Origin of the sequence: Marinobacter sp. CHS3-4, assembly GCF_030053415.1 — a bacterium.
GTDB lineage: Bacteria > Pseudomonadota > Gammaproteobacteria > Pseudomonadales > Oleiphilaceae > Marinobacter.
This window is the reverse complement of sequence record NZ_JASGBJ010000003.1, coordinates 201,472-225,867: the sequence shown is the minus strand read 5'-3', so window position 1 is coordinate 225,867 and position 24,396 is coordinate 201,472. Positions and strand designations below refer to the sequence as shown.

Sequence of the window (24,396 nt, the reverse complement as noted above, 5' to 3'; positions counted from 1 at the left end):
TGGGCGCAGTATACCTGAGCCGGGGGCCGCCCGGCGAGAAGGGAAAACACTCAGTCTTTGAGATAGCGATTCAGGGATTCTTCAAGTGCGGCACGGTAATACAGATACTGAATGGTCTGGATATCCTGCTGATAAACCTGAGGATCCAGATCGTGAGGCAAGTGTACATCGGTCAAATAAACCGGATAAGTCTCCTTGCCACCCCGCAGCGAACGGATATAGTGGGCCACAGCCGGTATCAACTGGTCACCGTATTCCTGAACCGTAAACTCCTCATCGGCGCAGAAAATATCAAAACGGATGCGGACATCCCCCTCCTGCACCCCTACGGCCTGCACTTCCAGACCGGAAAGAGACACCCCCTGCTGACTGGCATCCGGGCGTGCCTCGGCACGCCACTGGCCGTCCCTCTGGGACAGCTCATAACACTTGATACCGGTGGGTTCAGTAAACACGTCGAGCTGTCTTAATTGTTTGCGCTCCAGCAGGTTTTCCAGGAATCGCAGCAAGGGCACCAACAAATAGCGACGTGAGCTGTAAGGCTGCTGCCAGGAGAACACGCCGCCCAGCTCATCAACGGCCCACAGAAAGGCGGTGTCGCCCGACAGCCGATAGAAAATCTGCACGTTGTCCGGCTCGGTGGCATGACAAACCGTCCGCAGGAGTGGGTCGTCCCCCATGGCGTAAGGATCAAACACCACGGGCAGATAGCGCTCCTGAGGCCGCGCGAGGACGTCCATCAGTTCGGCTTTGCTTTCCAGAGCAATAAAGCCGGGCTCAGCCCCATTGAAGCTGAGCAGGAAGTACCTGCGATCCATGCGGATCACATATCTCAGAGGATGCGGTCCTGCATCGCCAACGAAGAAAGAGCGCAGTACGTCATTGAATAATTCCTGAACGCGGCGGGCAATCGCAGCGCCATGACCGGTGCTATGACAGTGGACCTGGATGTCCGGCAACTGGTCTGGCGAAGCCGCCACCGACGCCAGAATGTTCTTCAGGCACTGCACCAGTGTGTCACCCGATGCGTAATGCTGGAGACTGACCTCGTGCCAGCTGTTGCAGGTGACCTGGTCTATGGTCACAACCAGATTTTCCTGGCCACCACTGAATCCCAGGGAATCATGCCGGGCGCTGAGCTTGTGCAGCCCCCGCTCAGTAAGGTGGGCCTGAGGGTCGACCCCAACATTAACGAACAATAGATGGCGCAACGGGCGAACACCCCGCGACAGTGCCTCCCGCGGCACGGGTTCGATCGGAATGGTCAGGCAATCTGCCAGAGCGTCCACCATATCGCGAAGCTCCCCGACGGTCGCGCTGCTGGTGCCACCCCGGACATTGAGACGGGTGGTGCGGGTCAGCAGGCCATTGCAGAAGCACCACACCATCAATTCTGTCAGATTGCCGGATCGCCGTATCACCGGCTTCCACATCGCATCCGATGGATCTTCGAGATCCCGGTAGAGCATCCAGCCTTCCAGGGTGGAACCTTCCCCCTGCTCCGACTGATGATGAAAAGACAGGTTTTCTTCCGCCAGCGAGGGAGCCAGGCCAGGGTTGATCAATTCGATCTTGCCGGCCTTTCGCTGAAACGCAGCGTACAGTTTGCGCCCAAGCAGATTCATGTCGTTATTGCTGATCGCCGCCTGACTTCCATGCTCTCGAGCCAAGCGCGACAACAACCGATAGCTATGAGTCAGCTCTGACACCACTTGCCGACGCAGGGACATCACATCCTCGGCCCGCCAACGGCGACGATTATCCAGGGATTCCATATCCGCTTTTGCCCAACTCCACTGACCAACCAACGAGCTCAGCAACTCAGCGCGCCATCCAGCGCTGGCCGGGTTAATTCGGGTGAGTGGCAGCCCGGACTTCAGATACAGACTCTGGCGCACCAGGCCGAGTCGATCTTCCGCGTTATTCTCGATCAGCCACTGTTCGAGGCGCTCGTAAAGCAGCAGGTAAGGATCCAGACGATTGGCGTCAGTTATCCCCGAAAACACCGCCTGTTTGAACACCTTCGACAATAAAGGCCGATCCTCGGCGCGGGCATAACATTCGATCAAAAGCAGCTTGAGTATCGATTTCCAGGGGGCATCTATCCCCTTGTAAAGTTGCCAGACTCCGGCCCCGAGAAATTCCTCTCGCGGGATTGACGGAACCGCGCCGAAATCGATGTATTCATCCGCCTTGATAAATCGACAATCAATGAGCTGGCGTGCCCGCTCGTCATATCGTCCTTCATCTTCCGGCGGCACCAGCCACCAGAGGGGATAGCGCCCGCCGAGGTGAATACCGGTTCGGTAAAACTCATCCAGCAGCAGATAATGCTGAGCACTGCCACAGTTCTCACCTGTGACCTGAGCACGCTGTCGCCCCTCACGGAAGTCGTCGGCGGAAAACACGAAAACGTAAAGCTCAACACCGAGACTAAGCGCCCACTCACTCAATTTTTTAGCTTTTCGCTCAAGGCAGGTGACGCCCTTGGCAGGCAAATCCGGCCGGTGGCACAGCCAGATATCCAGATCGCTGGCAACCGAATGGCCAAGGGTGCCGGGGCTACCCATCAGAAACATGGATTCCAGGTCCGGCCGGCGGCGCCCTTCGTCTTTCATCGAAAAGGTGCGTGCGAGCCGGCGGGCGGCATTCTTTACTTCATCCGATGGCTTGTAGTGACTCAGGCCATAGGGGCAACCGCCATCGGTGTAACCAGGCAGCGACGGATGATTCAAGTGAAAGACAAGCGGCAGGATTTCCAGCACCATCTGCTGGCGATAGGTCAGCGCAGATCGCGCCCGCTCCCAGCGCTGCCGGTTAACGCCCATAAAACGCTCCCGCAACCGTCGAAGCGTCTTTCGATCGATCCCTTCGTCAAAATCCAGGGCAATCCGGGCAGTTTGAGCGGTCACTTTGGCTCCGGGAGAATGGTTCTTTCATTTATTATTATGAGTATGATGAACGAATCGTGGCAAAACCGACATAAAAAGAAAAGCGCTGAGGAATCCCTTCTGTGAAAGAATTTTTCATCCGTCGCAATCCTTCCGAGAACTCTCCCCAGAGCGAACGCCGTACCCTGATCAGAATTGATGACAACGGCGAGATCGTCTCGGCGGACAACCATTGTGACAGGGTGCTTGGCTATGACAGCCGCGAACTGGAAGGCAGAAAGGTCAATACCATACTGGCGGCACGGCAGGACGACCCGTTCGTACCGACCCATCGGCAGAAGCTTGAAAATGGCGAACCTGTGCTGATCACTTTCCGCCACAAAGAGGGATTTTTCTTCACAGCCAGCCTGGGGCTCAGCGTTCAGGTCAATGATTCGGACCAGGCCGCCAGCGCCCGCATCACCCAGCGCAATCAAGCGCCGATTGATCCTCGTCTGATGCGCCTCGCAGAGAATTCGGCGAGCTTTGGAGTCTGGGAGCTGGACATTGCCAGCAACGAGGTCATCTGGACCGACGGCATGTACCACCTCCTGGAGCTTCGACCGGGCAGCTCAATCACCCCTGAACAGGCGATGTTCTACTCTCAGGAAAGCCAGAGCAGGATTCGGGCACTCATACGACGCTGCATCCGCACAGGACAGCCATTCAGCATTCCAGTTGCTCTGTCGACTGCACGCCAGAACGTACGGCAGGTCAAACTTACAGGTCGCGCACTGAAAACCGGAGAGCGCATTCAACGAGTGGGTGGCACGATGGTCGACCAGACCCACGAGTACCACCGGGTCCTGGATCGGGAGCAATCCGATCTTTTGCTGGACGCCACCATGAACGCCACGGAGGACCTCATTCTTGCCGTGGACAGAAACCTCAACTTCCTGCGTTTCAATACGGCCTTCAGCAAAAAATTTCAGCAAATCTACCGACAAATGCCAAAACCGGGCGACAACCTATCAGCCCTGATGGAAGATTTCCCCAATGAGCGCAGGCTTAGCGAGCGACTCTGGCAGCGTGCATTCGAACGTGAAAGCTTCGTTGTCGAGCTCCCTCTGGCAGACCGGGAAGAACGACTACCGCTCTATGAGATTCACTACCAGCGCCTGATGGATTCCCATGGCGAAGTCACTGGTGCGGTTCAGGTTGCCCGGGATATCAGCAGTCGACATCAGCATTCTGCCGCCGGCGACAGCCAACTCAAGCACGATCCGGTCACGGGACTGATCAACCGCAAGACGTTCCTGCAGATACTGAAGCGCTCCTCGAAACAGAAGGCCCGCCGCGATGGCGCCGACAGCCTGCTATTTCTGGACCTGGACGAATTTGAAAGTTTCAACGAATCCGCAGGCCAGGGCGTGGGCGATCGCTACCTGCGGGAACTGGCCAGCAACCTTGGTATCAAGGTACGTCAACGGGACGCATTGGCCCGATTGTCTGGCAACACCTTCGCCCTGTTGATTGAGAACTGCCCCGAACCCAGAGCCCGCGCTATTGCTGATGAGATTCTCGACTTGATCCGTGGCTTCGTCTTCAATTGGCAGGACAAGCAGCTTCAGACCACCGCTAGCGGCGGCCTTCTGTTCATGGGCAGCCACGCGCCTGCAGATCCTGAGCAACTGCTGACCCAGGCTGCAGACCTGTGCCACACGGCAAAAACCTCAGGCCGGAACCGGATTCACGCAGCGCAGGCCCTGTCTCACGACATTGACGAAGGCACCAGCAACAAGCTGCTGGCACGCATCCAGCACGCACTGGACGAAAACAAATTGATTCTGGAATACCAGACGTTGAAACCCGTCGCCAGCGCTACCTGGGGTGATCATATTGAAATTCTGGTGCGTGTTCCGGGACAGACAGAAGATGACGAAATACTGCAACCAAACCAGTTCCTGCCGATTGCCGAGCGCTTTGATCTGTCCAAAAAGCTGGATCGGCAAGTCATCCAACAAACCTTGGCTTGGCTTGGTCGACATAAATTACTGGAACCAAGGCTGAAATATTGCGGCTTCAATCTTTCGCTTGCGACCGTCCTCGACGACAAGTTCGGAGACTTCATGGCCAATGCCCTGAAGAACCTACCGTTCGCGCCTGAGATTTTCTGCCTGGAGATCCGCGAGTCACACGCCACCCAATACCCCGACGAAGTTGCCGTGCTTTGCGACACCCTGCACGAAGTCGGTTGCAAGGTGGCACTGGACGGCGCAGGGGCCTCGGTTGAAAGCTATCGGCTGGCGGCGCGCCTGCCAGTGGACATTATCAAGCTGGACCACAACATCATGGAACATCTGAACGACGACCCCGTCCAGCAGGTGATGGTGGAAGCGCTGCACAAGATTGCAGAGGCAGCCGGCAAAGCGACTGTTGCAACCTTCATCGAAGACGACGACGCGCTCAGGAAGGTCAGAACTCTGGGGGTTCACTACGGCCAGGGCTTCCGGCTTTGCCGGCCCCGCCCGCTGGACGAGCTGAAGCCGGCAGAGGTCACGCTGACTACGGGCAGAATCGGCGGCTGACGGGTATCAGCTACCGACTCGAACGTGCCCGTGCAACAGCTGCGCGGACCTGATCCGGGGCAGTTCCCCCCAGATGATTGCGGGCCTGTACCGATCCGTCCAGAGTGAGCACATCGAATACGTCCTCACCGATCACATCCGAGAATCCGGCCAGCTCTGCCGTGGTCATCTCGGACAGGTCCCTGCCCTCAGATACGCCAAAGGCCACGGCTTTACCGACAATCTCGTGGGCGTCGCGGAACGCCACGCCTTTCTTCACCAGGTAATCCGCCAGATCCGTTGCGGTTGAGAAACCCTGCTTGGCCGCCACGCGCATGTTATCTGCCTTGGCTTCAATGGCAGGCACCATATCGGCATAGGCTTTCAGACAGCCCTTAACGGTATCGACAGTGTCGAACAGCGGCTCCTTGTCTTCCTGGTTGTCCTTGTTGTAGGCCAGCGGCTGGCTTTTCATCAGGGTAAGCAGGCTGATCAGATGACCGTTCACCCGGCCGGTTTTGCCACGCACCAATTCCGGCACGTCCGGATTCTTCTTCTGAGGCATGATGGAAGAGCCTGTACAGAAACGATCCGGCAGGTCGATAAAATCAAACTGGGCCGAGGTCCAAAGCACCAGCTCTTCACTGAAGCGGGACAGATGGGTCATCAACAGGGCCGCGAAGCTGCAGAATTCGATGGCAAAATCCCGATCACTGACCGAATCCAGAGAGTTCTCACTGGGCCGGTCAAAACCCAGCAGCCGTGCCGTAATGCTCCGATCAATCGGATAGGTGGTACCGGCCAGTGCCGCCGCACCCAGTGGCATGACATTAACCCGTTTGCGGCAGTCCTGAAGGCGTTCGGCATCCCGCACCAGCATTTCGTACCAGGCCAGCAAGTGGTGACCAAAGGTAACCGGCTGGGCCGTCTGCAGATGGGTAAAGCCAGGCATGATGGTCGCTGCCTCGCGCTCGGCCAGGTCTAGCAAGCCATTCTGCAACCGGTTCAGCTCTTCGGTAATGGCATCGATTTCGTCCCGCAGGTACAGGCGAATGTCCGTAGCAACCTGATCATTCCGGCTGCGCCCGGTGTGAAGCTTCTTTCCGGTGATGCCGATGCGCTCTGTCAGCTTGGCCTCGATGTTCATGTGAACGTCTTCCAGAGTGACCGACCAGTCAAACTGGCCTGCCTCAATGTCCGCCTTCACGCCTTTCAGGCCTTCGATGATGGCATCGCGCTCTTCTTCAGTGAGCACACCCACTTCTGCCAGCATGGTGGCATGGGCAATGGAACCGGTAATGTCGTGGTGGTACAAACGCTGGTCAAAGCCGACGGAAGCCGTGAACCGTTCCACAAAGGCGTCGGTGGGCTCCGTAAATCGACCGCCCCAGGGTTTTTCGGCGCTGGTGTTTTGATCGGTCATGCTCTGATCGGTCATGGTCTATCTTTCCTGCTGACAGCCCGGCATTATTCTGCGGGAACGTAAATGAAATGAGGCGGGATTATATCACTGTGCGGCAGGCCAGAGAACGCGCGGTTCCTCTACCGGGGGTAGGCGGCACCGATTTTTACATTCCGGATCTTTGCCGGGTGCGTGCAGTTTTCATGCTGGTGGTCACCGGCGAGCTGCTGTCGCTGGTGTTGGCCGTTGTTCAGGCGACTCAGGGCTGGATCGAATGGCACTACTTCGGGTTACTGTCGCTGTTTATCCAGTGGACGGTGCTGACCAGCGCCGCCGCCATCTGCGTGCTGCGCAACTGGCTGGCCCGGCAATCCGTCCCCATGGCCACCAGTATCATCGTGCTGATTGTGCTTCTGGACGTGCTGGCATTCAGCCTGTTCGCCGGCGGTGTTCTTCACCAGAACACCTCCGCCGATGCCTGGCGGGACGTGGCCAAAAACATGTTGCTGGCGCTGCTCATCACACTGATGGTTCTGCGGTATTTCTACCTTCAGTTTCAGTGGCAACAACAACAGGAAGCGGAAATGCACGCCCGTCTTACGGCACTGCAGGCACGCATTCACCCTCACTTTCTATTCAACAGCATGAACACCATCGCCAGCCTGATCACCATCAATCCCGAACGGGCAGAGGACGCGGTACTGGATTTATCCGAACTGTTCCGTGCCAGCCTTCGTACCGGCGACCGGTTGATTCCACTCGATGATGAACTGGATCTATGCCGTCGCTACCTGGCCATTGAGCAGCTTCGCCTCGGAGACCGCCTGACCCTGGACTGGCAAATAGCCGATGGCCTGCAGCAACAGGCCATTCCCCCGCTGACCCTGCAACCACTGGTTGAAAACGCCATCTACCACGGCATTCAGCCACGCCCCGAAGGGGGCACGGTCAAAATTGAGGCTTACCGCAAGGGCGATTCGGTCTATCTAATGGTACAGAATCCGCGCCCCGCAGAAGACCAGCGCACTCACGAAGGCAACCGCATGGCGCTGGGGAATATTCAATCGCGGCTGGCCGCCCTGTTCGGCGAACCAGCGGTACTGAAACACAGCCACCAGAATGATATCTATACTGTCACCATGCGCCTGCCCTGGCAGAAGGCAGGAGCCAACGAACCACCCGCCAGCAAAAGGTGATTGAACCCATGCCGGAAAAGCACAGCCGCAGCGTTCTCATCGCAGATGACGAACCACTGGCCAGGGAACGCATCGGCCGACTGGTGGATGCACTGCCTGGCTACCACGTATGTGGTCAGGCCGCCGATGGCGAAGACGTGCTTACAAAGATCGCAGAACTCAATCCGGATCTGCTGCTTCTGGATATTCGCATGCCGGGCATGGATGGCATGGAGGCGGCCGAACGCATTGCGCAGCTCGACACGCCTCCCGCGCTGATTTTCTGTACCGCCTATGACCATTACGCCATTCAGGCGTTTGAGGTACACGCTGTCGCTTATCTGCTCAAGCCCGTGCGCAAGGAAGCACTTGCCGACGCATTGAACCGTGCTGACAGAGTGAACAGACTACAGATGCAAAGCCTCAGCCAGCGGGACGAGGCTGGCGATGAACAGTTGGCGGTCAAAACTCATCGCGGCACGGAGCTGATCGACCTCAGTGCTATCACCCACTGCGAAGCCGATCATAAATACGTCACCATTCATCACTCACGGGGCGAAACGGTGACCGACTTCACCCTCAAAGAGCTCGAAAATACCTACCCCCAGCACCTACTCCGGATTCACCGCCAGACGCTGGTCGGCACCCGTTACATCCAGGGCCTTATCCGCAACCGCGATGGCCAGCACGCCGTCGACCTGACCAACGGCAAAGGCCAGTTGCCCGTCAGCCGAAGACACACCGCCCAGGTAAAGCAGTGGCTGGAAGAGCAGAGCAGCTAGCCGCTGACGTAGCCGCAATATCACCACAACAGGCACCGACCGGCTCCACAAATCGCCTGACAAAGAGTACCCTTGGCATACATTTCTCAGTCCGCGGCAACAGGCAACATGGCAAACCGAACCTTACGTATCGCAACCCGCAGCAGCGCACTCGCGCTATGGCAGGCAGAATTCATCAAATCCGAGCTGGAGCGCCTGCACAACAACGTGACCGTAGAGCTGGTCAAGATCAAAACCCAGGGCGACAAGATTCTGGACGTCCCGCTGTCCAAGATTGGTGGCAAAGGCCTGTTCGTCAAAGAGCTGGAAGAAGCCATGCTGGACGGCCGCGCCGACCTGGCAGTGCATTCCATGAAAGACGTTCCCATGGAGTTTCCTGAAGGTCTGGGACTGGTCGCGATCTGCGAGCGTGAAGACCCGACCGATGCGTTTGTCAGCAATGACTACAACAGCGTTGACGAGCTGCCCCAGGGCGCCATTGTCGGCACCGCCAGCCTGCGCCGGGAAGCCCAGTTGCGCGCCTATCGGCCAGACCTGGTCATTCGTACCCTGAGGGGCAACGTCAATACCCGCCTGGCTAAACTTGATAACGGCGATTACCAGGCCATCGTGCTGGCAAGTTCAGGCCTCAAGCGCCTGGGCTTCCATGACCGCATTCGCTACTGCCTGCCAGACAGCATTTCCCTGCCTGCGGTAGGTCAGGGTGCACTGGGAATTGAATGTCGGCTGAACGACGACGAACTGATTGCCATGCTGGAACCCCTGGACCACGTAGACAGCTCGGATAGGGTGAAAGCAGAGCGCGCACTTAACCGTCGCCTGGAAGGTGGGTGTCAGGTGCCTATCGCCGCTTACGCCCTGCTGGAAGACAACGACATGTTGTGGCTACGGGGCCTGGTCGGCGCGACAGACGGCACCCAGGTTTTCCGGGTTGAAGGTCGTGCGCCGCGAAAGGACGGTGAAAAGCTGGGCCGCGAACTGGCCGAAGACCTGCTGGCCATGGGCGCCGATAAAGTACTGGCCGAGATCTATGGTCACACCCCCACCTGAAGCCAGTTCACCCTCAGATAACCGCTCTCTGGCAGGCCGTCGGATCCTGATCTGCCGGCCGCGCCCGGAAGCCGAGCGACTGGCCGGCGCGTTCCGACTGGCCGGTGCTGAAGTGCAGGTCCTGCCCATGCTGGAACGCGAGCCCATTACCGACGACCCGGTGATTCGCACGCAGATTCTGAACATCGACGAGTTCGAACACGTGATCGCTGTCAGCCCCTACGCGGCTGCCCTGCTGATCGATTGGCTGGACACCTGGTGGCCACAGACGCCGACCGGCATTCTCTGGTACGGGGTTGGCGCTGGCACCGCGAGCGTTCTGTCGGCCTACGGCCTCGACACACGTCAACCAACCGGCGGCCACACCAGCGAGGCCTTGCTCGAGCTGCCCGAACTGGCTGCCCTTGAGCACCAAAAGGTATTGATCGTCAGAGGCGAACAGGGTCGCGAACTACTACCAGACACCTTGCAGGAACGCGGCGCCAGGGTAACCCTGTTACCACTCTACCGGCGATATGCCCCGGAACATGACGATGCCACACTGCAACAGGCCATCACCGGTTTTGGCCCTGAGGCAGTCGTCACGCTGTCGGGAGAAACATTGAATAATCTCATTTTACTCGGTAACAATACCGGCCATACTCTTGAAAAAAGTTTAGTGGTGGTCCCTGTTGAAAGGATTGCCAATCAGGCACATGAAGCCGGTTTCCGGCATACGTGCGTACCTGGAAGCCTTGCAGACGATGACATTGTGGCGGCCGTAGCCGAGCAACTGGCCAGCCTTGACGTAAGCTCCGGAAAGACCAAGTAAGGATGCCCGTGACCGAATCAAAAGCCCAACTGCCCGCCACCATTGAACAAAACAAACCCACCCGTCCGCGGCTCTGGCCACTGTGGATACTGGTTGTGCTGGCCTTTGCCGCTGTTACCGCGCTGGGGCTGTGGAGCTGGCAGCAGTGGCATAACACCCAGGCCATGCAACAGACAATTTCCACGCTGCAGGAGGATACCCGGCAGCTGGAGCAACAGTATGGCCGCACCGGCGACCAGCGCAGTCAGCGTATACAGGCGCTGGAAGACAAACTGGCCAAGCAGCGGGACCTGATCGCCACCCAACAGAGACAGATTGACCACAATGCCCGGGAACTGCTGGAAGCGGGCAACCGCACCCGCACTGACTGGCTTCTCGCGGAAGCAGAATACCTGCTGCGCATCGCCAATCAGAGGCTGATGATCGAAAAAGACATTCGCGGCGCCATGTCGGCGCTGGAATCTGCCGACGAAGTGCTGAGAGAATCCGATGACATCGGCGTCTACCCCGTACGAGAGCAGCTTTCGAAGGAACTGATGACGCTCAAAGGCCTGACTGACGTTGACCGCACTGGCCTGTATCTGACTCTTGAAGCCGCCATCGACAGCATCCATCAGTTGACCGATGACGCTTTGGCCAGCGACCGTCTTGCCAGCACCCTGGCGCAGAGCAAAGTCGATATCGGGGGTGATGCCGCCAGCACCTGGTGGGGCGAAGCCTGGAGCGGAGTCAAATCGACGTTGGCGCAGGTGGTCGTTGTGCGACGCCTCGATGAGCCCGTCAAACCCCTGCTTTCTCCCGAACAAAGTGCCTACGCCCGCCTGAATCTGCAACTCATGCTGGAGGAAGCTGGACTGGCGGTGCTGCGCGGCAATCAGGCGCTGTATACACGGGCACTGACCAAGGCCAGTAATGCGATTGATACCTGGTACGACAGCAGTAACCCGAAAATCATTGCACTCTCTGACACCCTGCAGGAGCTATCGGGCCGCAACATCGATCCCGAGCTTCCGGATATCAGTGGCTCGCTGCAATTACTGAAAGCAAGGTTGTCCGGCCGGCTTAACACGGGCGGCGATAACAATGAGAGCGCCTCTGACACCGAAGGGTCTTCTCGAGGGGAAAACGCCTCGCAAACTGAGGGAGACGGCGCATGATTCGTCTTCTGCTGATTGTTCTGATTGCACTTCTGATCGGCGCGGGGTTGGCGCTCGGTCTGCAATACGATCTGGGCTACATTCGTATCAGCCTCGGCAACACGCTGATCGAAACCAACTTCTGGATTGGGCTCGGGCTGCTGATTCTGCTGGTCGCCGTTCTGGTGTTCGGCATCAATCTGTTCCGCCGCGTCAGACACGGTTCTGGCATGGTCTCCGGATGGCTCAAAAAAGGCAACGAGCGTCGTGCACGTCGCCGCACGACTCAGGGCCTGCTGGCGCTGGCAGAAGGCAACTGGCCCCGGGCGCGCAAGTTACTGGTGTCATCGGCGGACCATGCAGACACACCACTGATCAATTATCTAGCGGCGGCACAGGCCGCGTTTGAGGCTGGCGATCATGAATCCGTCGATGATCTGCTTCGGCGGGCTTTCGAGAGCACACCGGGCTCGGATATGGCGGTCGGCATCACCCAGGCTCAGCTCCAACTGGCTGGCAATCGCCTGGAACAAGCTCTAGCCACCCTGCTAAGGCTCCGCAAGCAGGCGCCTCATCACCCGTTCGTTCTGAAGTTGCTGAAAAACGCCTACGTAAAACTGGAAGACTGGCGGGAGCTATCCAGGCTGTTGCCTGAAATCCGCAAGCGTAATCTGATGGATGCAGACGAACAGGGTGAGCTGGAGCGCCTGGTGTGGCAAAACCTTCTGCAGCGTGCCGCCGCCGATTGCCGTCGCAAGGCAGAAAGCGGGTCGGCCAGTCTCGAACCACTCACCCGCCTCTGGGATGAGCTTCCGGGCTTTCTACGCCGCGATGAACATACCATTCGTGAGTATGCCCGTCTGTTGGCAGAACTGGGTGATGAAGAACAGGCCGAAACACTGTTGCGCAAGGTACTTCGCAATCACTGGAGTGATGAGCTGATCAATCTGTTCGGTCGACTGAGAGGTCCGAAACCGGAGGAGCAGTTGCTGATTGCCGAGCAGTGGCTGAAGGACCGGCCGAATAATGCCGAGCTGTTGCTGGCCCTTGGGCGGCTTAGTCTGCGCAATGAATTGTGGGGCAAGGCTCGTGAATATTTTGAAACCAGCCTGAAGTTGCGTCGCAGTCGGGAGACGATGGCGGAGCTTAGCCGTTTGAATGCTCACATGGGTGAGGGGGAGAACAGCGTTCGGTTGTTGATGCAGGGGCTCGTGAAGGACAGCGGGTTGCCTGATTTGCCGATGCCTAAAGCCTAGTTACGGAGTCTGGCGCGAAGCAGGTAGGTCTTTTCTTTCGGAAAAAGAACTCGCTTCGCTCAGACACCTTTCTTCCTTCAGAAAAGACCTACCTGCTCCACGCCGATCTGGCTCTTGGGACACTACCCTCTAGGCTGGAGAACGTGTCTAGGTATAAATCAGGTTCTTGGGGCGTATTCCAGAACGTCTGAGAAGAACGCTTTCTGGGGCAGACCCGCCTCGATCAGGGCGTCCATCAGGGTGTACACCATGGTAGGTGAGCCGCTAGCGTGGACTTCGACGTTTTTCCAGTCAGCCCCTGAGGCCAGAACGGTGTTGACCAGTTGATCGTGGTGACCGGCCCAGTCGTTGTCTTCGTCGTCACCCACCACGGGCTGATACGAGAACGGCGCCCACTCTCCTTCCCATTCCTTGGCCAGGGAATTCAGATACAGATCTTCCTTTCGGCGCACGCCCCAATAAAGCTTGGCCGGCTGGGCGTAGTCGGTTTCACGCAGGTAATCCACCAGGCTCTTCATCTGGGCAAAGCCGGTGCCGGCGGCGACCAGGAGCAAGGGTTTGTCCGGGGCAGAGGCCAGGCAGGCGCGGCCGTTAGGCAGTTCCACCGTCACTTCGCCGCCGGAGGTCAGGGCGTCGATGACTTTCTGGGCAGAGACCCACTCCGGGGTGGCCTGAATGTGTAACTCAATCAGCTCGGCGTTAGGGCTGCTGGCGATGGAGAAATAGCATGGATCGGCGTCCGGCAGGTTCACGGACAGGTATTGCCCGGCATGGAACGACAGTTCACGGCGGCGAGGCAGTTTCAGCTCGACCCGATAAACGTCGTGGCTGATAGACCGTACGTCCACCACCTGTGCCTGAAACTCGCGGGGCGGGTTGTTTCCAGATGCCATAACGGCCGTTGTCTCCAGTTCTAGGTCACTGAACGCGAGGGTTCGACACATCATCAAACGCCCGGTGACCGGAATGAGTTGTTGATTGCGGGTGTTCAGGGCTCCGCCGCTGATCAGGCGAGCCTCGCACAATTCGCACACCCCGTTGCGACAGGCCGCCGGAACGGCGATGCCGGACCGCTCGGCTGCATCCAGCAGGTTTTGATTCGCGTCTGCTTTAAACGACAGCGCCGCCGGCCAAAGAGTAATACGCGGCTTACCGCTGCTCATATCACTCGGGGCGGCGCCCGGGAAGTTCAAGCCCCAGCTTGTCCCAGAGCTCGTCCACTCGTTGCTTGACGTCGTCGGTCATCGAAATGGCCGTACCCCACTCACGATCGGTCTCGCCCGGCCACTTGCTGGTGGCATCCATACCCATTTTTGACCCCAGACCGGATACCGGCGAAGCGAAGTCCAGGTAGTCGATCGGGGTGTTATCGACCAGCGTGGTGTCCCGGGTAGGGTCCATGCGCGTGGTCATAGCCCAGATCACGTCTTCCCAGTTGCGGGCGTCGACGTCGTCATCGGTCACTATCACGAACTTGGTATACATGAACTGTCGCAGAAAAGACCATACACCCATCATCACACGCTTGGCATGGCCGGGGTATTGTTTCTTCATGGTCACCACTGCCATGCGATAGGAGCAGCCTTCCGGGGGCAGATAGAAATCCACGATCTCTGGAAACTGCTTTTGCAGGATCGGGATAAACACCTCGTTCAGCGCCACCCCCAGAATCGCCGGCTCATCGGGCGGACGCCCCGTATAAGTGCTGTGGTAGATCGGATGTTTGCGATGGGTCATCCTTTCAACAGTGAACACCGGAAAATGATCCACTTCGTTGTAATAGCCGGTGTGGTCGCCAAACGGGCCTTCCGGAGCAGTGTCGTCCGGATAGATAAAGCCCTCAAGCACAATCTCGGCACTCGCCGGCACCTGCAGATCACTCAGAGCACACTGCACCAGCTCAGTACGACTTCCGCGAAGCAAGCCAGCAAACGCATACTCAGACAGCGCATCTGGAACTGGCGTCACCGCACCCAGAATCGTCGCCGGATCCGCGCCCAGTGCCACCGCAACCGGGTAGGGTTCGCCCGGATTCTGTTTCTGAAACTCCTGAAAATCCAGCGCCCCACCACGATGACTGAGCCAACGCATAATCAGTCGATTGCGGCCGATCAACTGCTGGCGATAGATCCCCAGATTTTGACGTTCTTTGTTCGGCCCACGGGTGATCACCAACGGCCAGGTGACCAGTGGCCCGGCATCCCCCGGCCAGCAGTGCTGAATCGGAATCCGGTGAAGGTTCACCTCGTCTTTTTCATACACCACTTCCTGGCACGGCGCAGAACGCAACACTTTCGGGCTCATCTTCATGACCTTCCGAAAGATTGGGAACTTCTCTATCGCGTCTTTAAAACCTTTGGGGGGGTCAGGTTCTTTCAGAAAAGCCAGCAACTTGCCGATGTCGCGAAGCGCCGTCACGCTCTCGTGGCCCATGCCCAGCGCCACCCGTTTGGGCGTGCCAAACAGATTCGCCAGCACCGGCATATCATGGCCCTTCGGATTCTCGAACAACAACGCGGGACCGCCTGCGCGCAACGTGCGGTCGCAGATCTCGGTCATTTCCAGATAGGGATCGACTTCAACGCTGATTCGCTTCAGCTCGCCCAGTTTCTCCAACTGGTCCATGAAGTCGCGCAGGTCGTTGTATTTCATCTCTGACTCCGGCTTGGTCTGGCTTGGTGCTAGAACGGGATGACGGACGCTTTTCCCAGACACGCCGTGAACCCATCCGTGGGGGCTCCCATTTGCCATCCTTGGCAAATGAGGGTCTGGGAAAAGCGTCCGCCACCCCGTTCTTCAATCACGAGTTAAACCTACGCGCGCGGAAAAAGTCAGATCAGCGCTGCCGGGGATCGGCTCCCCAGACCGTCTTCGGCCAGGGATGGCCGAAGCCGAGCGCACAGGGACGTGCTTGTAGCGTGTCTGGGGAGTCGATCCCCGGCAGTGCGACCCCCGCTGGCATCAAGCGCCAAGAAGGCCAGCACTACACGCAAAACCTCAGCGGCGCTTCATCGACTGGAAGAACTCGTCGTTGGTCTTGGTCTCACGAAGCTTATCCAGCAGGAATTCGATCGCTGCGGTGTCATCTTCCATGGAGTGCAAGAGCTTACGCAGAATCCAGACTCGCTGGATATCCGCTTCGCTCATCAGCAAATCCTCGCGGCGGGTGCCAGAGCTGCGGATATTGATCGCGGGATAAGTCCGCTTCTCCGCAATCTTGCGATCCAGATGGATCTCCATGTTACCGGTACCCTTGAACTCTTCGTAGATAACCTCGTCCATCTTGGAACCGGTATTAACCAGGGCCGTCGCCAGAATTGTCAGGCTTCCGCCCTCTTCCACGTTACGGGCCGCACCAAAGAACCGCTTTGGCTTCTCAAGTGCATGGGCATCCACACCACCGGTGAGTACCTTGCCCGAGGACGGAATCACAGTGTTGTAAGCGCGTGCCAGACGGGTGATGGAGTCCAGCAGGATGACTACGTCTTTTTTGTGCTCAACCAGACGCTTGGCCTTCTCGATCACCATCTCAGCCACCTGAACGTGACGGGCCGGAGGCTCGTCGAAGGTGGAAGCGATGACCTCACCACGAACGGTACGCTGCATCTCAGTCACTTCTTCCGGGCGCTCGTCGATGAGCAGCACCATCACGTGACATTCCGGGTTGTTTCGCGTGATGGACTGGGCAATGCCCTGCATCAGCAGCGTCTTACCCGCTTTGGGTGGCGACACGATCAGGCCACGCTGGCCTTTACCAATTGGCGCGACCAGGTCCAGAACACGAGACGAAAGGTCTTCCGTGCTGCCGTTACCCGCTTCGAGCATCAGCCGCTCTTCCGGAAACAGCGGGGTCAGGTTTTCAAACAGAATCTTGCTGCGAGCATTATCCGGTTTGTCGAAATTGATCTCGTTAACCTTCAGGAGCGCAAAATACCGCTCGCCATCTTTGGGCGGCCGGATTTTACCCGCTACCGTATCACCGGTGCGAAGGTTGAAACGCCGGATCTGGCTAGGCGACACGTAGATATCGTCCGGACCGGCGAGATAGGAGGCATCGGCAGAACGCAAAAAGCCGAAGCCGTCCTGCAGGATCTCCAGAACGCCATCGCCGTAGATGTCTTCACCGCTTTTGGCGTGCCTTTTCAGGATGGTGAAAATGACATCCTGCTTGCGCGAACGAGCCAGGTTATCGAGGCCCATTTCTTGCGCGATATCGAGCAATTCGGGCACGGATTTCTGCTTGAGTTCAGTAAGATTCATAGGTTATTAGATTGTCAGGAATGGAAGTAAACGATCATTGGAATGATAGGAATGCCCCTGAACGGATTGATCGGGTACACGCTTGAACTAGGTGCTGGCCAAATGGAGCAACCGGTGAAGATGGATTCCGGAAAATAATCGAGGCCAGAGAGCAGGAAGAACAACCGTCGCCGGGCAACAGCGATCATCAGCTACCTTCAGCATCAATGTCAAGAGAAGTTGTGCACTTTTCCAACACACCGACTCAATCAGCGGCAAATTTGCCCAAAAAACCAGCACACCTAACCCTGTGCCCCCCTGATATACTCGACGTTAAACAATCAACAAACCAACGGAGCCAAGCATGGGCGGCGCAACTCTGAAGCCACTGAATATCGCACTACTCACCGTTTCAGACAGCCGGGGGCCGGATCAGGATACCTCCGGGCAATACCTGGAAGACCAGTCGCTGGCGGCCGGGCACCGGATTGTCGCCCGTCGCATCCTGCCGGACGATATTTATCTGATTCGTGCTCTGGTTGCCGGATGGGTGGCAGAGCCTGAGGTGCATGTAGTGCTGATCACGGGCGGCACCGGCTTCAGTGAACGAGACAGCACGCCTGAAGCAGTGATCCCGCTGTTCGACAAATCCATTGAGGGATTTGGCCAGGAGTTCCGGCGCCTATCGGTCGACGATGTCGGCTCGTCCACGATTCAATCCCGAGCGTTTGGCGGCTTATCCAATCACACCGTTATTTTCTGCCTGCCGGGATCCACGGGCGCTTGCCGCACCGGCTGGGAAGGCATTCTTCTCGAACAGTTGGACAGCCGCCACCAGCCCTGCAATTTTGCGGGCCTCGTGCTGCGTAAACCACACAAACCGGTCGAACGCCTGCACCAGAAGGTAGGCGATCATGGCTGATGCACCACTGACCTCGCTGGAAGAAGCGCTGAAACAATTACTGGATCGGGTTCCAGAGCCTGACACCTCTGAAACGGTCGACCTGATGACTACTCTGGGCCGGGTCCTGGCCAGGGATTATCGAGTTCCTGCCGACGTGCCACCGGCTGACAACAGTGCCGTGGATGGTTACGCAGTTCGGTCCGCCGACCTGGCCGCCGGAAAGGCTCTGCCGATTTCCAACCGCATCCCGGCAGGTGCAGCGCCTTCGGCTCTGGAACCTGGAACAGCCGCTCGGATCTTTACCGGCTCCGAAATCCCTTCCGGCGCCGACTCTGTGGTAATGCAGGAAAACACCGAACTGCAGGACGGACAGCTGGTGGTTACTGCCGAGGTCACCGAAGGCCAGAACATTCGCCGCAGGGGGCAAGATCTATTGCGCGGCGATCTCGCTCTGGCGGCTGGCACCCGCATACGGCCCCAGGAAATGGGCCTGTTGGCGTCGATAGGCCTGGCCCAGGTTGAGGTCACCCCAAAAATCAGAGTGGCTGTGTTCAGTACCGGCGATGAACTGGTGGAACCGGGCCAGTCTTTGGGGCCTGGGCAAATCTACAATACCAATCGGTTCATGCTGGCAGGCCTGCTGACCGAAGCCGGTTGCGAGCTTGTAAAAAGCGACACGCTCAAGGACAAGCGCGAAACGACTCGACAGGCACTGGAAGATGCCGCCAGACACGCAGATCTGATCATCACCACCGGTGGCGTGTCCGTGGGCGAAGAAGATCATGTGCGCGCCGTGATGGAAGATAAGGGATCGCTGGCGCTCTGGCGCCTGGCCATCAAACCCGGCAAACCGCTGGCCTTCGGCCACATTGATGGCACACTCATGCTGGGCCTGCCCGGCAACCCCGCTTCGGTTCTGGTCACGTTCCTGATGGTCGGCATGCCGGTCATTCGTCGTCTTGAAGGACAACAGAAGCTCAGGTACACCGGTGATCGGATAGCGGCAGGTTTTCGGGTTGGTCGACCGTCGGTTCGGCGGGAATTTCTGCGGGTGCGGCGCGGTCAAAACGGTGCAGAGCCGGTTCTTGAAGCCTATCCTAACCAGAATTCCGGGGTTTTAAGCGCGACCTGCTGGGCTGACGGGTTGGCCGTAGTGCCAGAAAACTCAACCGTTGAGGAAGGCGACACGGTCACCTATTTTTCGTTTGAAGAGCTGTTGAGGTAACAATGACTGAACCAGAGGCCAAACCACTGACCGTCCGATTCTTTGCGCGGCTTCGCGAGGAGTTGGGCGTCGAAGAGCTGACGCTGCCCACCGAAGCGGATCTTACCGCAGGTAGGATTCTTGAGCAGCTGGCCAGCCGCGGCGGTGCTTGGACCCAGCTGAAAGGCAGCCAGCCGGTGATGATTGCGGTAAACCAGACTATGGCCAAAGAAAGTACCGCCGTCGGTGCCGGCGATGAAGTAGCCTTCTTCCCGCCAGTGACGGGAGGCTGATGTGATTTCCATTCAGACTGACGACTTCGACCCGGCCGCCGAATATCAGGCTTTGCGTAACAGCGGCTCAGACACCGGCGCTGTTGCAACCTTCACCGGTCTGGTCCGCGCCAGCGGTGACCAGACCGGCGTCACGGGGCTATTTCTCGAGCATTATCCTGGCATGACCGAGGGGGTCATTCAGCAATTGATGGATCAGGCGTCTGAACGATGGGACATTCGGGCAGCGCGTGTCATTCACCGTGTGGGCTCTCTGGCATTGCAGGAACAGATCGTATTTGTGGGTGTTGCCAGCGCTCACCGCGGGGATGCCTTTGCAGCCTGTGAATTCATCATGGATGCCCTGAAGACAACCGCACCCTTCTGGAAGAAAGAAATCACCGAGCAAGGCGCGCAGTGGGTGGAACAGAAAACTTCTGACCTGGAACGTAGCCAGGGTTGGGATCAGAACTAGCAAGAAGCCAATAAAAAACCGCCCGTGAGCATCAACCCAGGGGCGGTCTTTGTCTGCGGGCCAACAATCAGAGATTGCTGTCCAGGAAAGCGGCCAGCTGTGACTTGGACAGGGCGCCAACTTTTGTCGCGTCCACATTGCCGTTCTTGAACAGCATCAGGGTCGGAATACCCCGAATGTTGAACTTGGGCGGCGTCTGCTCATTCTCATCAATGTTGAGTTTGCAGACTTTCAACTTGCCTTCGTACTCTTCCGCCATTTCCTCAAGAACCGGTGCAATCATCTTGCAGGGACCGCACCACTCTGCCCAGTAATCAACCAGCACAGGTACGTCTGACTGAAGTACGTCCTGCTCAAAGGACGCGTCGGTTACGTTTACAATATTTCCGCTCATGTTCTCTTCCCGGTTAGTGCGCTGATGGCTATCAAGCCGTTCGAACAGCGCAGTTGAGTCAGTTTCAAGACTGGCGTTGCCGATGGCAAGCCATCGTTGAACACGATCTAATGTTTATTACTTTACGCGAATGCTCTGGCAAATGTGAAGCAAATGGGAGCCGGTTACCCCCTCGGATTTCACTGACATTCGTCGTTTTCGGTCATTGCGTTACAGATCATTTCGCTTATAGTACCGAAGAACGCAACGATTGAATCACCGTTCTACTTTGGGCCCGGCAGAAGGAATTCAAGACAAGTGACGGCTCCCTCTACGGCCAACTCCACACTCGCCAACTCCTCTGATGCGCCGGAACTACTCGCAGCCATCGACATGGGCTCCAACAGTTTCCATATGGTGGTTGCCCGCCTGGTCCACGGTGAAATCCGCACCCTCGAAAAAATGGGGGAAAAGGTTCAACTTGGGGCAGGACTGGACAGCAAGAACTGGTTGACTGAGGAGGCCATTGAGCGCGCACTGGCCTGTCTTGGCCGCTTTGCCCAACGTTTGTCCGGCATGCCGCCAGAAGCCGTTCAGGTGGTCGGTACCAATGCCCTCCGAGTGGCACGCAATGCTCGCCATTTTATGGCGAGGGCCGAGAAAGTTCTGGGCTACCCGGTAGAGATTATCGCCGGCCGAGAGGAAGCGCGCCTGATCTATCTCGGGGTATCCCACACCCTGTCCGACGACATTGGTCGCCGGCTGGTCATTGACATCGGAGGTGGCAGCACCGAGTTCATCATCGGCCAACGCTTCGAACCTCAGGACATGGAAAGCCTCCACATGGGCTGCGTCTCCTTTCGGAACCGCTATTTTCCGGATGGCAAAATTTCCCGCAAGCAAATGGACAAAGCCATCACCCACGCCGAGCAGGAACTGCTCAACATCCGTCAGCATTACGTGACAAGGGGATGGCAGAGCGCAGTGGGATCATCCGGTTCGATCAAGGCCATTTCCAGTGTTCTGTCCAGCCTTAAGCTGACCAATGGCACCATCACCATGGACGCCATGCAGGAACTCCGAAAGCGGTTAGTGAGCATGGGCAAAACAGACAAGCTCGGCGATCTGGGCGTACGCCAGGATCGTCAGAGCATCTTTCCTGCCGGATTTGCCATTCTGATGGGGGCGTTCAATTCCCTGAAGATTTCAGACATGACCTTTGCGGACGGAGCTCTGCGCGAAGGCCTGCTGTACGACATCGCCGGACGCATCCAGCATGAAGACGTGCGGGAGCGAACCATCCAGGCCCTGCAGGAACGCTATCATGTGGACCAGCGCCACGGCAGTGCCGTTGAGCAAACGGCAATCGCCGCCTGGAAACAAGTCGCTGACACCTGGAGCATTAACACCCCGGCGGACGAGGAAGTCTTGCGGTGGGGCTGCCGCCTTCATGAAATCGGACTGACCATTTCTCACAGCCAATACCACAAGCACGGCGCCTACCTGCTTCGATATTCTGACCTGCCCGGTTTCAGTCAGCAGTTTCAACGAGAGCTGGCCACGTTGGTGCGCGGGCACCGGCGGAAGTTCTCAAACGCCATTTTTGAAGGCCTGGATTCCGACGACCTACCCCGCCTGAAGTATCTGTGTATGCTGGTGCGCCTGGCGGTACTGATTCAACATCCCAGAAATCATGAGCAACCTCCGTCCCTGAAGCTCACGCCTCGCAAGAACGGACTGACGGTCTCGTTTCCAGAAGGCTGGCTGGACAAGCGTCCGCTGACCCTCGCGGATCTTGAGAACGAGCGGGACTATCTGTCTAAACAGGACTTCGAGTTGACGGTCGGCCTGTAACTGCCTGACCTATGGCCCGCTCAAGCGGAAGCCGTATCAGACAATTCGGATTCAAGCTCCTCCACAGTCTCGCTGATTTCCAGCCACTGAGCCTCAACCTCTTCCAACCGCGATTTGGCCTTCCCCTGGTCCGACAGCAAGGTTTTCAGACGCTCCCCGCCCTGCTCAGCATACAGATCCGGGTCAGACAACACCTGTTCCAGATCACTCAACTGCGACTGCAGCTTTTCCATTTCTCGCTCCAGTGTCGCCTGTTGTTTTCGGTAAGGGCTTAACTTCTGACGCAGCGCGGCTTCAGCCCTCTTTCGGGCTTTCCGGTCATCCGCGGTTTCACCGACCGGCGCTGGCGACGTCCCCGCACTGGCTGCCTGACCAGACGATGGCTCATCGCGGCGAGGAGGCTCAGCGTCGTCCTTTCGGCGGTCCGCCAACCATCGTTCGTAATCGTCCAGATCGCCTTTGTATTCCGTCACCCGGCCATCACTCACGAGCCAGAAATCATCCACGGTGTTGCGAAGCAGATGGCGGTCGTGGGAAACCACCACGATGGCTCCGTCAAAGTTCTGCAGCGCCATGGTCAGTGCCTGACGCATTTCCAGGTCCAGGTGGTTGGTGGGCTCGTCCAGCAGCAACAGGTTGGGCTTTTGCCAGGCGATGACCGCCAGTGCGACGCGGGCTTTTTCACCACCTGAGAACGACCGGATGGCCGAAAGCGCTTCGTCCCCATGAAAATCAAAACCGCCCAGAAAATTCCGGATGCTCTGCTCCGAAGCCTTCGGCGATAAGCGCTGCAGATGCAGAAACGGGCTGGCATCCAGATCCAGGGATTCGAGCTGGTGCTGAGCAAAGTAGCCAATGGCCAGGTGCTCGCCACTGGTACGCTGCCCCTCAAGCAGGGTGCTCTGGTCAAGCAAGGCATCCATCAAGGTAGACTTGCCAGCGCCGTTCGGCCCCAACAGCCCGACCCGGGTACCGGGTAGCAGCGACAATTTGATATCGCGGAGAATCACGCTGTCTCCGTAACCAGCTACGCCATTTCGAATGGTCAGCAGCGGGCTGGATACTTTGTCAGCCACGGGGAATTCGAAGCTGAAGGGCGAGTCCACATGGGCGGGCGCAATTTTCTCCATCCGTTCCAGCGCTTTAACCCGGCTCTGCGCCTGCTTGGCCTTGGTGGCCTTGGCTCGAAAACGGTCGATGAAGCTTTGTATTTCTGCAATTCTGGCCTGTTGTCGTTCATAACCTGCCTGTTGCTGGGCGAGGCGCTCGCTGCGCTGGGACTCAAAGGCAGAGTAGTTTCCAGTGTAAAGGTCCAGCCGACGCTGCTCAAAGTGCACCAGATGGGTTGCCACACGATCCATGAAATCCCGATCGTGGGAGATGAACAACAGCGTGCCTTCATAGCGGCGAAGCCAGTTCTCCAGCCACAGGCAGGCATCCAGATCCAGGTGGTTAGTGGGCTCGTCCAACAACAGCAGGTCGGAAGGGCGCATCAGTGCCTGAGCCAGGTTCAGCCGAATCCGCCAACCACCGGAAAACGCCGACACCGGTCGATCAGCGTCTGCATCAGTAAACCCAAGGCCTCGCAACAGAGTTTCTGCCCGCCGGGGAGCGGACCAGGCCTCATGGACATCCAGTTCACCGTGAATCCTGGCGACTTCGTGATCGTCGTTCCGCGCTTCCGCTGCTGCCAGATCGGCTTCCAGGCGACGCAGATCGATATCCCCATCCAGAACAAAATCCCGAGCGCTGCGGCCAGACGCGGCAACTTCCTGGGCCATATGCGCAATTCGACAGCCACCGGGCAGACTGGCATTGCCCTGTTCTGGCGCAAGCTGGCCCAACAGGAGCTGAAACAAGCTGGATTTGCCAGCACCGTTGGCCCCCACAATGGCCACGCGCTGGCCGGGCTGGATCGTCAGGTTCACCGATTCTAGCAACCAGACGCCGCCCCGTTGTAAACTGAGATCGGTTATCGTTAGCATGACGTAATGGTATCAGGGAATCGTTTTAAACGTATCGATTC

19 protein-coding genes are annotated in these 24,396 nt (G+C 57.8%); 12 read left to right on the top strand and 7 right to left on the bottom strand.

Features of this window, described 5'->3' with window-relative positions:
- Positions 1–50: 50 nt before the first annotated feature.
- Entirely contained in the window at positions 51–2,912 is a 2,862-nt protein-coding gene (locus QLQ17_RS14735; protein ID WP_283210370.1) for a class I adenylate cyclase, read from the bottom strand.
- 101 nt (positions 2,913–3,013) lie between these two features.
- On the opposite strand from QLQ17_RS14735, the gene QLQ17_RS14730 reads away from it, so the two are divergent.
- The gene (locus QLQ17_RS14730; protein WP_283210369.1) at positions 3,014–5,458 is read left to right on the top strand and encodes an EAL domain-containing protein; all 2,445 of its coding nucleotides are present in this window, start codon (positions 3,014–3,016) and stop codon (positions 5,456–5,458) included.
- A gap of 10 nt (positions 5,459–5,468) precedes the next feature.
- Here the strand turns inward: QLQ17_RS14730 and argH are convergent, their stop codons facing one another.
- Positions 5,469–6,875, bottom strand: coding sequence for an argininosuccinate lyase (gene argH, locus QLQ17_RS14725; RefSeq protein ID WP_283210368.1), 1,407 nt, complete (start codon positions 6,873–6,875; stop codon positions 5,469–5,471).
- Between the two features lie 167 nt (positions 6,876–7,042).
- On the opposite strand from argH, the gene QLQ17_RS14720 reads away from it, so the two are divergent.
- The 6 genes from QLQ17_RS14720 (at position 7,043) to QLQ17_RS14695 (ending at position 13,049) form a co-directional block, all read left to right on the top strand.
- Positions 7,043–8,035, top strand: coding sequence for a sensor histidine kinase (locus tag QLQ17_RS14720; RefSeq protein ID WP_283210488.1), 993 nt, complete (start codon positions 7,043–7,045; stop codon positions 8,033–8,035).
- A gap of 8 nt (positions 8,036–8,043) precedes the next feature.
- Positions 8,044–8,796, top strand: a complete 753-nt coding sequence (locus tag QLQ17_RS14715) for a LytR/AlgR family response regulator transcription factor (RefSeq protein WP_283210367.1) — start codon at positions 8,044–8,046, stop codon at positions 8,794–8,796.
- Positions 8,797–8,904: 108 nt separating this feature from the next.
- Positions 8,905–9,846 carry a hydroxymethylbilane synthase gene (gene hemC, locus QLQ17_RS14710; protein WP_283210366.1) on the top strand — a complete coding sequence of 314 codons (942 nt, stop codon included), beginning with the start codon at positions 8,905–8,907 and terminating at the stop codon, positions 9,844–9,846.
- Positions 9,827–10,657, top strand: coding sequence for a uroporphyrinogen-III synthase (locus QLQ17_RS14705; protein ID WP_283210365.1), 831 nt, complete (start codon positions 9,827–9,829; stop codon positions 10,655–10,657). The genes hemC and QLQ17_RS14705 overlap by 20 nt, the downstream gene beginning before the upstream one ends.
- A 2-nt stretch (positions 10,658–10,659) precedes the next feature.
- Complete coding sequence (locus QLQ17_RS14700; RefSeq protein ID WP_283210364.1) at positions 10,660–11,814, top strand: uroporphyrinogen-III C-methyltransferase; 1,155 nt, start codon at positions 10,660–10,662, stop codon at positions 11,812–11,814.
- Positions 11,811–13,049 (top strand): heme biosynthesis HemY N-terminal domain-containing protein, encoded by a 1,239-nt coding sequence (locus QLQ17_RS14695; RefSeq protein WP_283210363.1) that lies wholly within the window; start codon positions 11,811–11,813, stop codon positions 13,047–13,049. The genes QLQ17_RS14700 and QLQ17_RS14695 overlap by 4 nt, the downstream gene beginning before the upstream one ends.
- Positions 13,050–13,207: 158 nt before the next feature.
- Here the strand turns inward: QLQ17_RS14695 and QLQ17_RS14690 are convergent, their stop codons facing one another.
- From QLQ17_RS14690 to rho, 3 genes are all read right to left on the bottom strand, one after another.
- Complete coding sequence (locus tag QLQ17_RS14690; RefSeq protein WP_283210362.1) at positions 13,208–14,212, bottom strand: 2Fe-2S iron-sulfur cluster-binding protein; 1,005 nt, start codon at positions 14,210–14,212, stop codon at positions 13,208–13,210.
- Position 14,213: 1 nt separating this feature from the next.
- Complete coding sequence (gene ubiD / locus QLQ17_RS14685) at positions 14,214–15,701, bottom strand: 4-hydroxy-3-polyprenylbenzoate decarboxylase (protein ID WP_283210361.1); 1,488 nt, start codon at positions 15,699–15,701, stop codon at positions 14,214–14,216.
- 345 nt (positions 15,702–16,046) lie between these two features.
- Positions 16,047–17,309, bottom strand: a complete 1,263-nt coding sequence (rho, locus tag QLQ17_RS14680) for a transcription termination factor Rho (RefSeq protein WP_283210360.1) — start codon at positions 17,307–17,309, stop codon at positions 16,047–16,049.
- A gap of 343 nt (positions 17,310–17,652) precedes the next feature.
- Between rho and moaB the strand changes: the two genes are divergently transcribed.
- Genes moaB through QLQ17_RS14660 form a run of 4 tightly spaced genes read left to right on the top strand, consistent with a single transcriptional unit; the run spans position 17,653 to position 20,143 of the window.
- Positions 17,653–18,210 carry a molybdenum cofactor biosynthesis protein B gene (gene moaB / locus QLQ17_RS14675; protein WP_283210359.1) on the top strand — a complete coding sequence of 186 codons (558 nt, stop codon included), beginning with the start codon at positions 17,653–17,655 and terminating at the stop codon, positions 18,208–18,210.
- Positions 18,203–19,417 carry a molybdopterin molybdotransferase MoeA gene (locus QLQ17_RS14670; protein ID WP_283210358.1) on the top strand — a complete coding sequence of 405 codons (1,215 nt, stop codon included), beginning with the start codon at positions 18,203–18,205 and terminating at the stop codon, positions 19,415–19,417. The genes moaB and QLQ17_RS14670 overlap by 8 nt, the downstream gene beginning before the upstream one ends.
- Before the next feature lie 2 nt (positions 19,418–19,419).
- Positions 19,420–19,689 (top strand): molybdopterin converting factor subunit 1, encoded by a 270-nt coding sequence (gene moaD / locus QLQ17_RS14665; protein WP_283210357.1) that lies wholly within the window; start codon positions 19,420–19,422, stop codon positions 19,687–19,689.
- A 1-nt stretch (position 19,690) separates the two neighbouring features.
- Positions 19,691–20,143, top strand: a complete 453-nt coding sequence (locus QLQ17_RS14660) for a molybdenum cofactor biosynthesis protein MoaE (RefSeq protein ID WP_283210356.1) — start codon at positions 19,691–19,693, stop codon at positions 20,141–20,143.
- Between the two features lie 67 nt (positions 20,144–20,210).
- Here the strand turns inward: QLQ17_RS14660 and trxA are convergent, their stop codons facing one another.
- Positions 20,211–20,537 (bottom strand): thioredoxin TrxA, encoded by a 327-nt coding sequence (gene trxA, locus QLQ17_RS14655; protein ID WP_007153552.1) that lies wholly within the window; start codon positions 20,535–20,537, stop codon positions 20,211–20,213.
- 297 nt (positions 20,538–20,834) lie between these two features.
- Here trxA and ppx point away from each other — a divergent pair, with 297 nt between their 5' ends.
- Positions 20,835–22,370, top strand: coding sequence for an exopolyphosphatase (ppx, locus tag QLQ17_RS14650; RefSeq protein WP_283210355.1), 1,536 nt, complete (start codon positions 20,835–20,837; stop codon positions 22,368–22,370).
- Positions 22,371–22,390: 20 nt separating this feature from the next.
- On the opposite strand, the gene QLQ17_RS14645 is transcribed toward ppx, so the two are convergent.
- Positions 22,391–24,355, bottom strand: a complete 1,965-nt coding sequence (locus QLQ17_RS14645; RefSeq protein ID WP_283210354.1) for an ATP-binding cassette domain-containing protein — start codon at positions 24,353–24,355, stop codon at positions 22,391–22,393.
- Positions 24,356–24,396: the final 41 nt, after the last annotated feature.

Excerpts from the sequence above, each read along its gene's own strand:
- moaB (WP_283210359.1), top strand. The coding sequence starts at position 17,653 with ATGGGCGGCGCAACTCTGAAGCCACTGAATATCGCACTACTCACCGTT.
- argH (WP_283210368.1), bottom strand. The coding sequence starts at position 6,875 with ATGACCGATCAGAGCATGACCGATCAAAACACCAGCGCCGAAAAACCC.
- QLQ17_RS14645 (WP_283210354.1), bottom strand. The coding sequence starts at position 24,355 with ATGCTAACGATAACCGATCTCAGTTTACAACGGGGCGGCGTCTGGTTG.
- QLQ17_RS14705 (WP_283210365.1), top strand. The coding sequence starts at position 9,827 with ATGGTCACACCCCCACCTGAAGCCAGTTCACCCTCAGATAACCGCTCT.
- rho (WP_283210360.1), bottom strand. The coding sequence starts at position 17,309 with ATGAATCTTACTGAACTCAAGCAGAAATCCGTGCCCGAATTGCTCGAT.
- ubiD (WP_283210361.1), bottom strand. The coding sequence starts at position 15,701 with ATGAAATACAACGACCTGCGCGACTTCATGGACCAGTTGGAGAAACTG.
- hemC (WP_283210366.1), top strand. The coding sequence starts at position 8,905 with ATGGCAAACCGAACCTTACGTATCGCAACCCGCAGCAGCGCACTCGCG.
- QLQ17_RS14695 (WP_283210363.1), top strand. The coding sequence starts at position 11,811 with ATGATTCGTCTTCTGCTGATTGTTCTGATTGCACTTCTGATCGGCGCG.
- QLQ17_RS14690 (WP_283210362.1), bottom strand. The coding sequence starts at position 14,212 with ATGAGCAGCGGTAAGCCGCGTATTACTCTTTGGCCGGCGGCGCTGTCG.
- QLQ17_RS14720 (WP_283210488.1), top strand. The coding sequence starts at position 7,043 with ATGCTGGTGGTCACCGGCGAGCTGCTGTCGCTGGTGTTGGCCGTTGTT.
- moaD (WP_283210357.1), top strand. The coding sequence starts at position 19,420 with ATGACTGAACCAGAGGCCAAACCACTGACCGTCCGATTCTTTGCGCGG.
- trxA (WP_007153552.1), bottom strand. The coding sequence starts at position 20,537 with ATGAGCGGAAATATTGTAAACGTAACCGACGCGTCCTTTGAGCAGGAC.
- QLQ17_RS14670 (WP_283210358.1), top strand. The coding sequence starts at position 18,203 with ATGGCTGATGCACCACTGACCTCGCTGGAAGAAGCGCTGAAACAATTA.
- QLQ17_RS14700 (WP_283210364.1), top strand. The coding sequence starts at position 10,660 with ATGCCCGTGACCGAATCAAAAGCCCAACTGCCCGCCACCATTGAACAA.
- QLQ17_RS14715 (WP_283210367.1), top strand. The coding sequence starts at position 8,044 with ATGCCGGAAAAGCACAGCCGCAGCGTTCTCATCGCAGATGACGAACCA.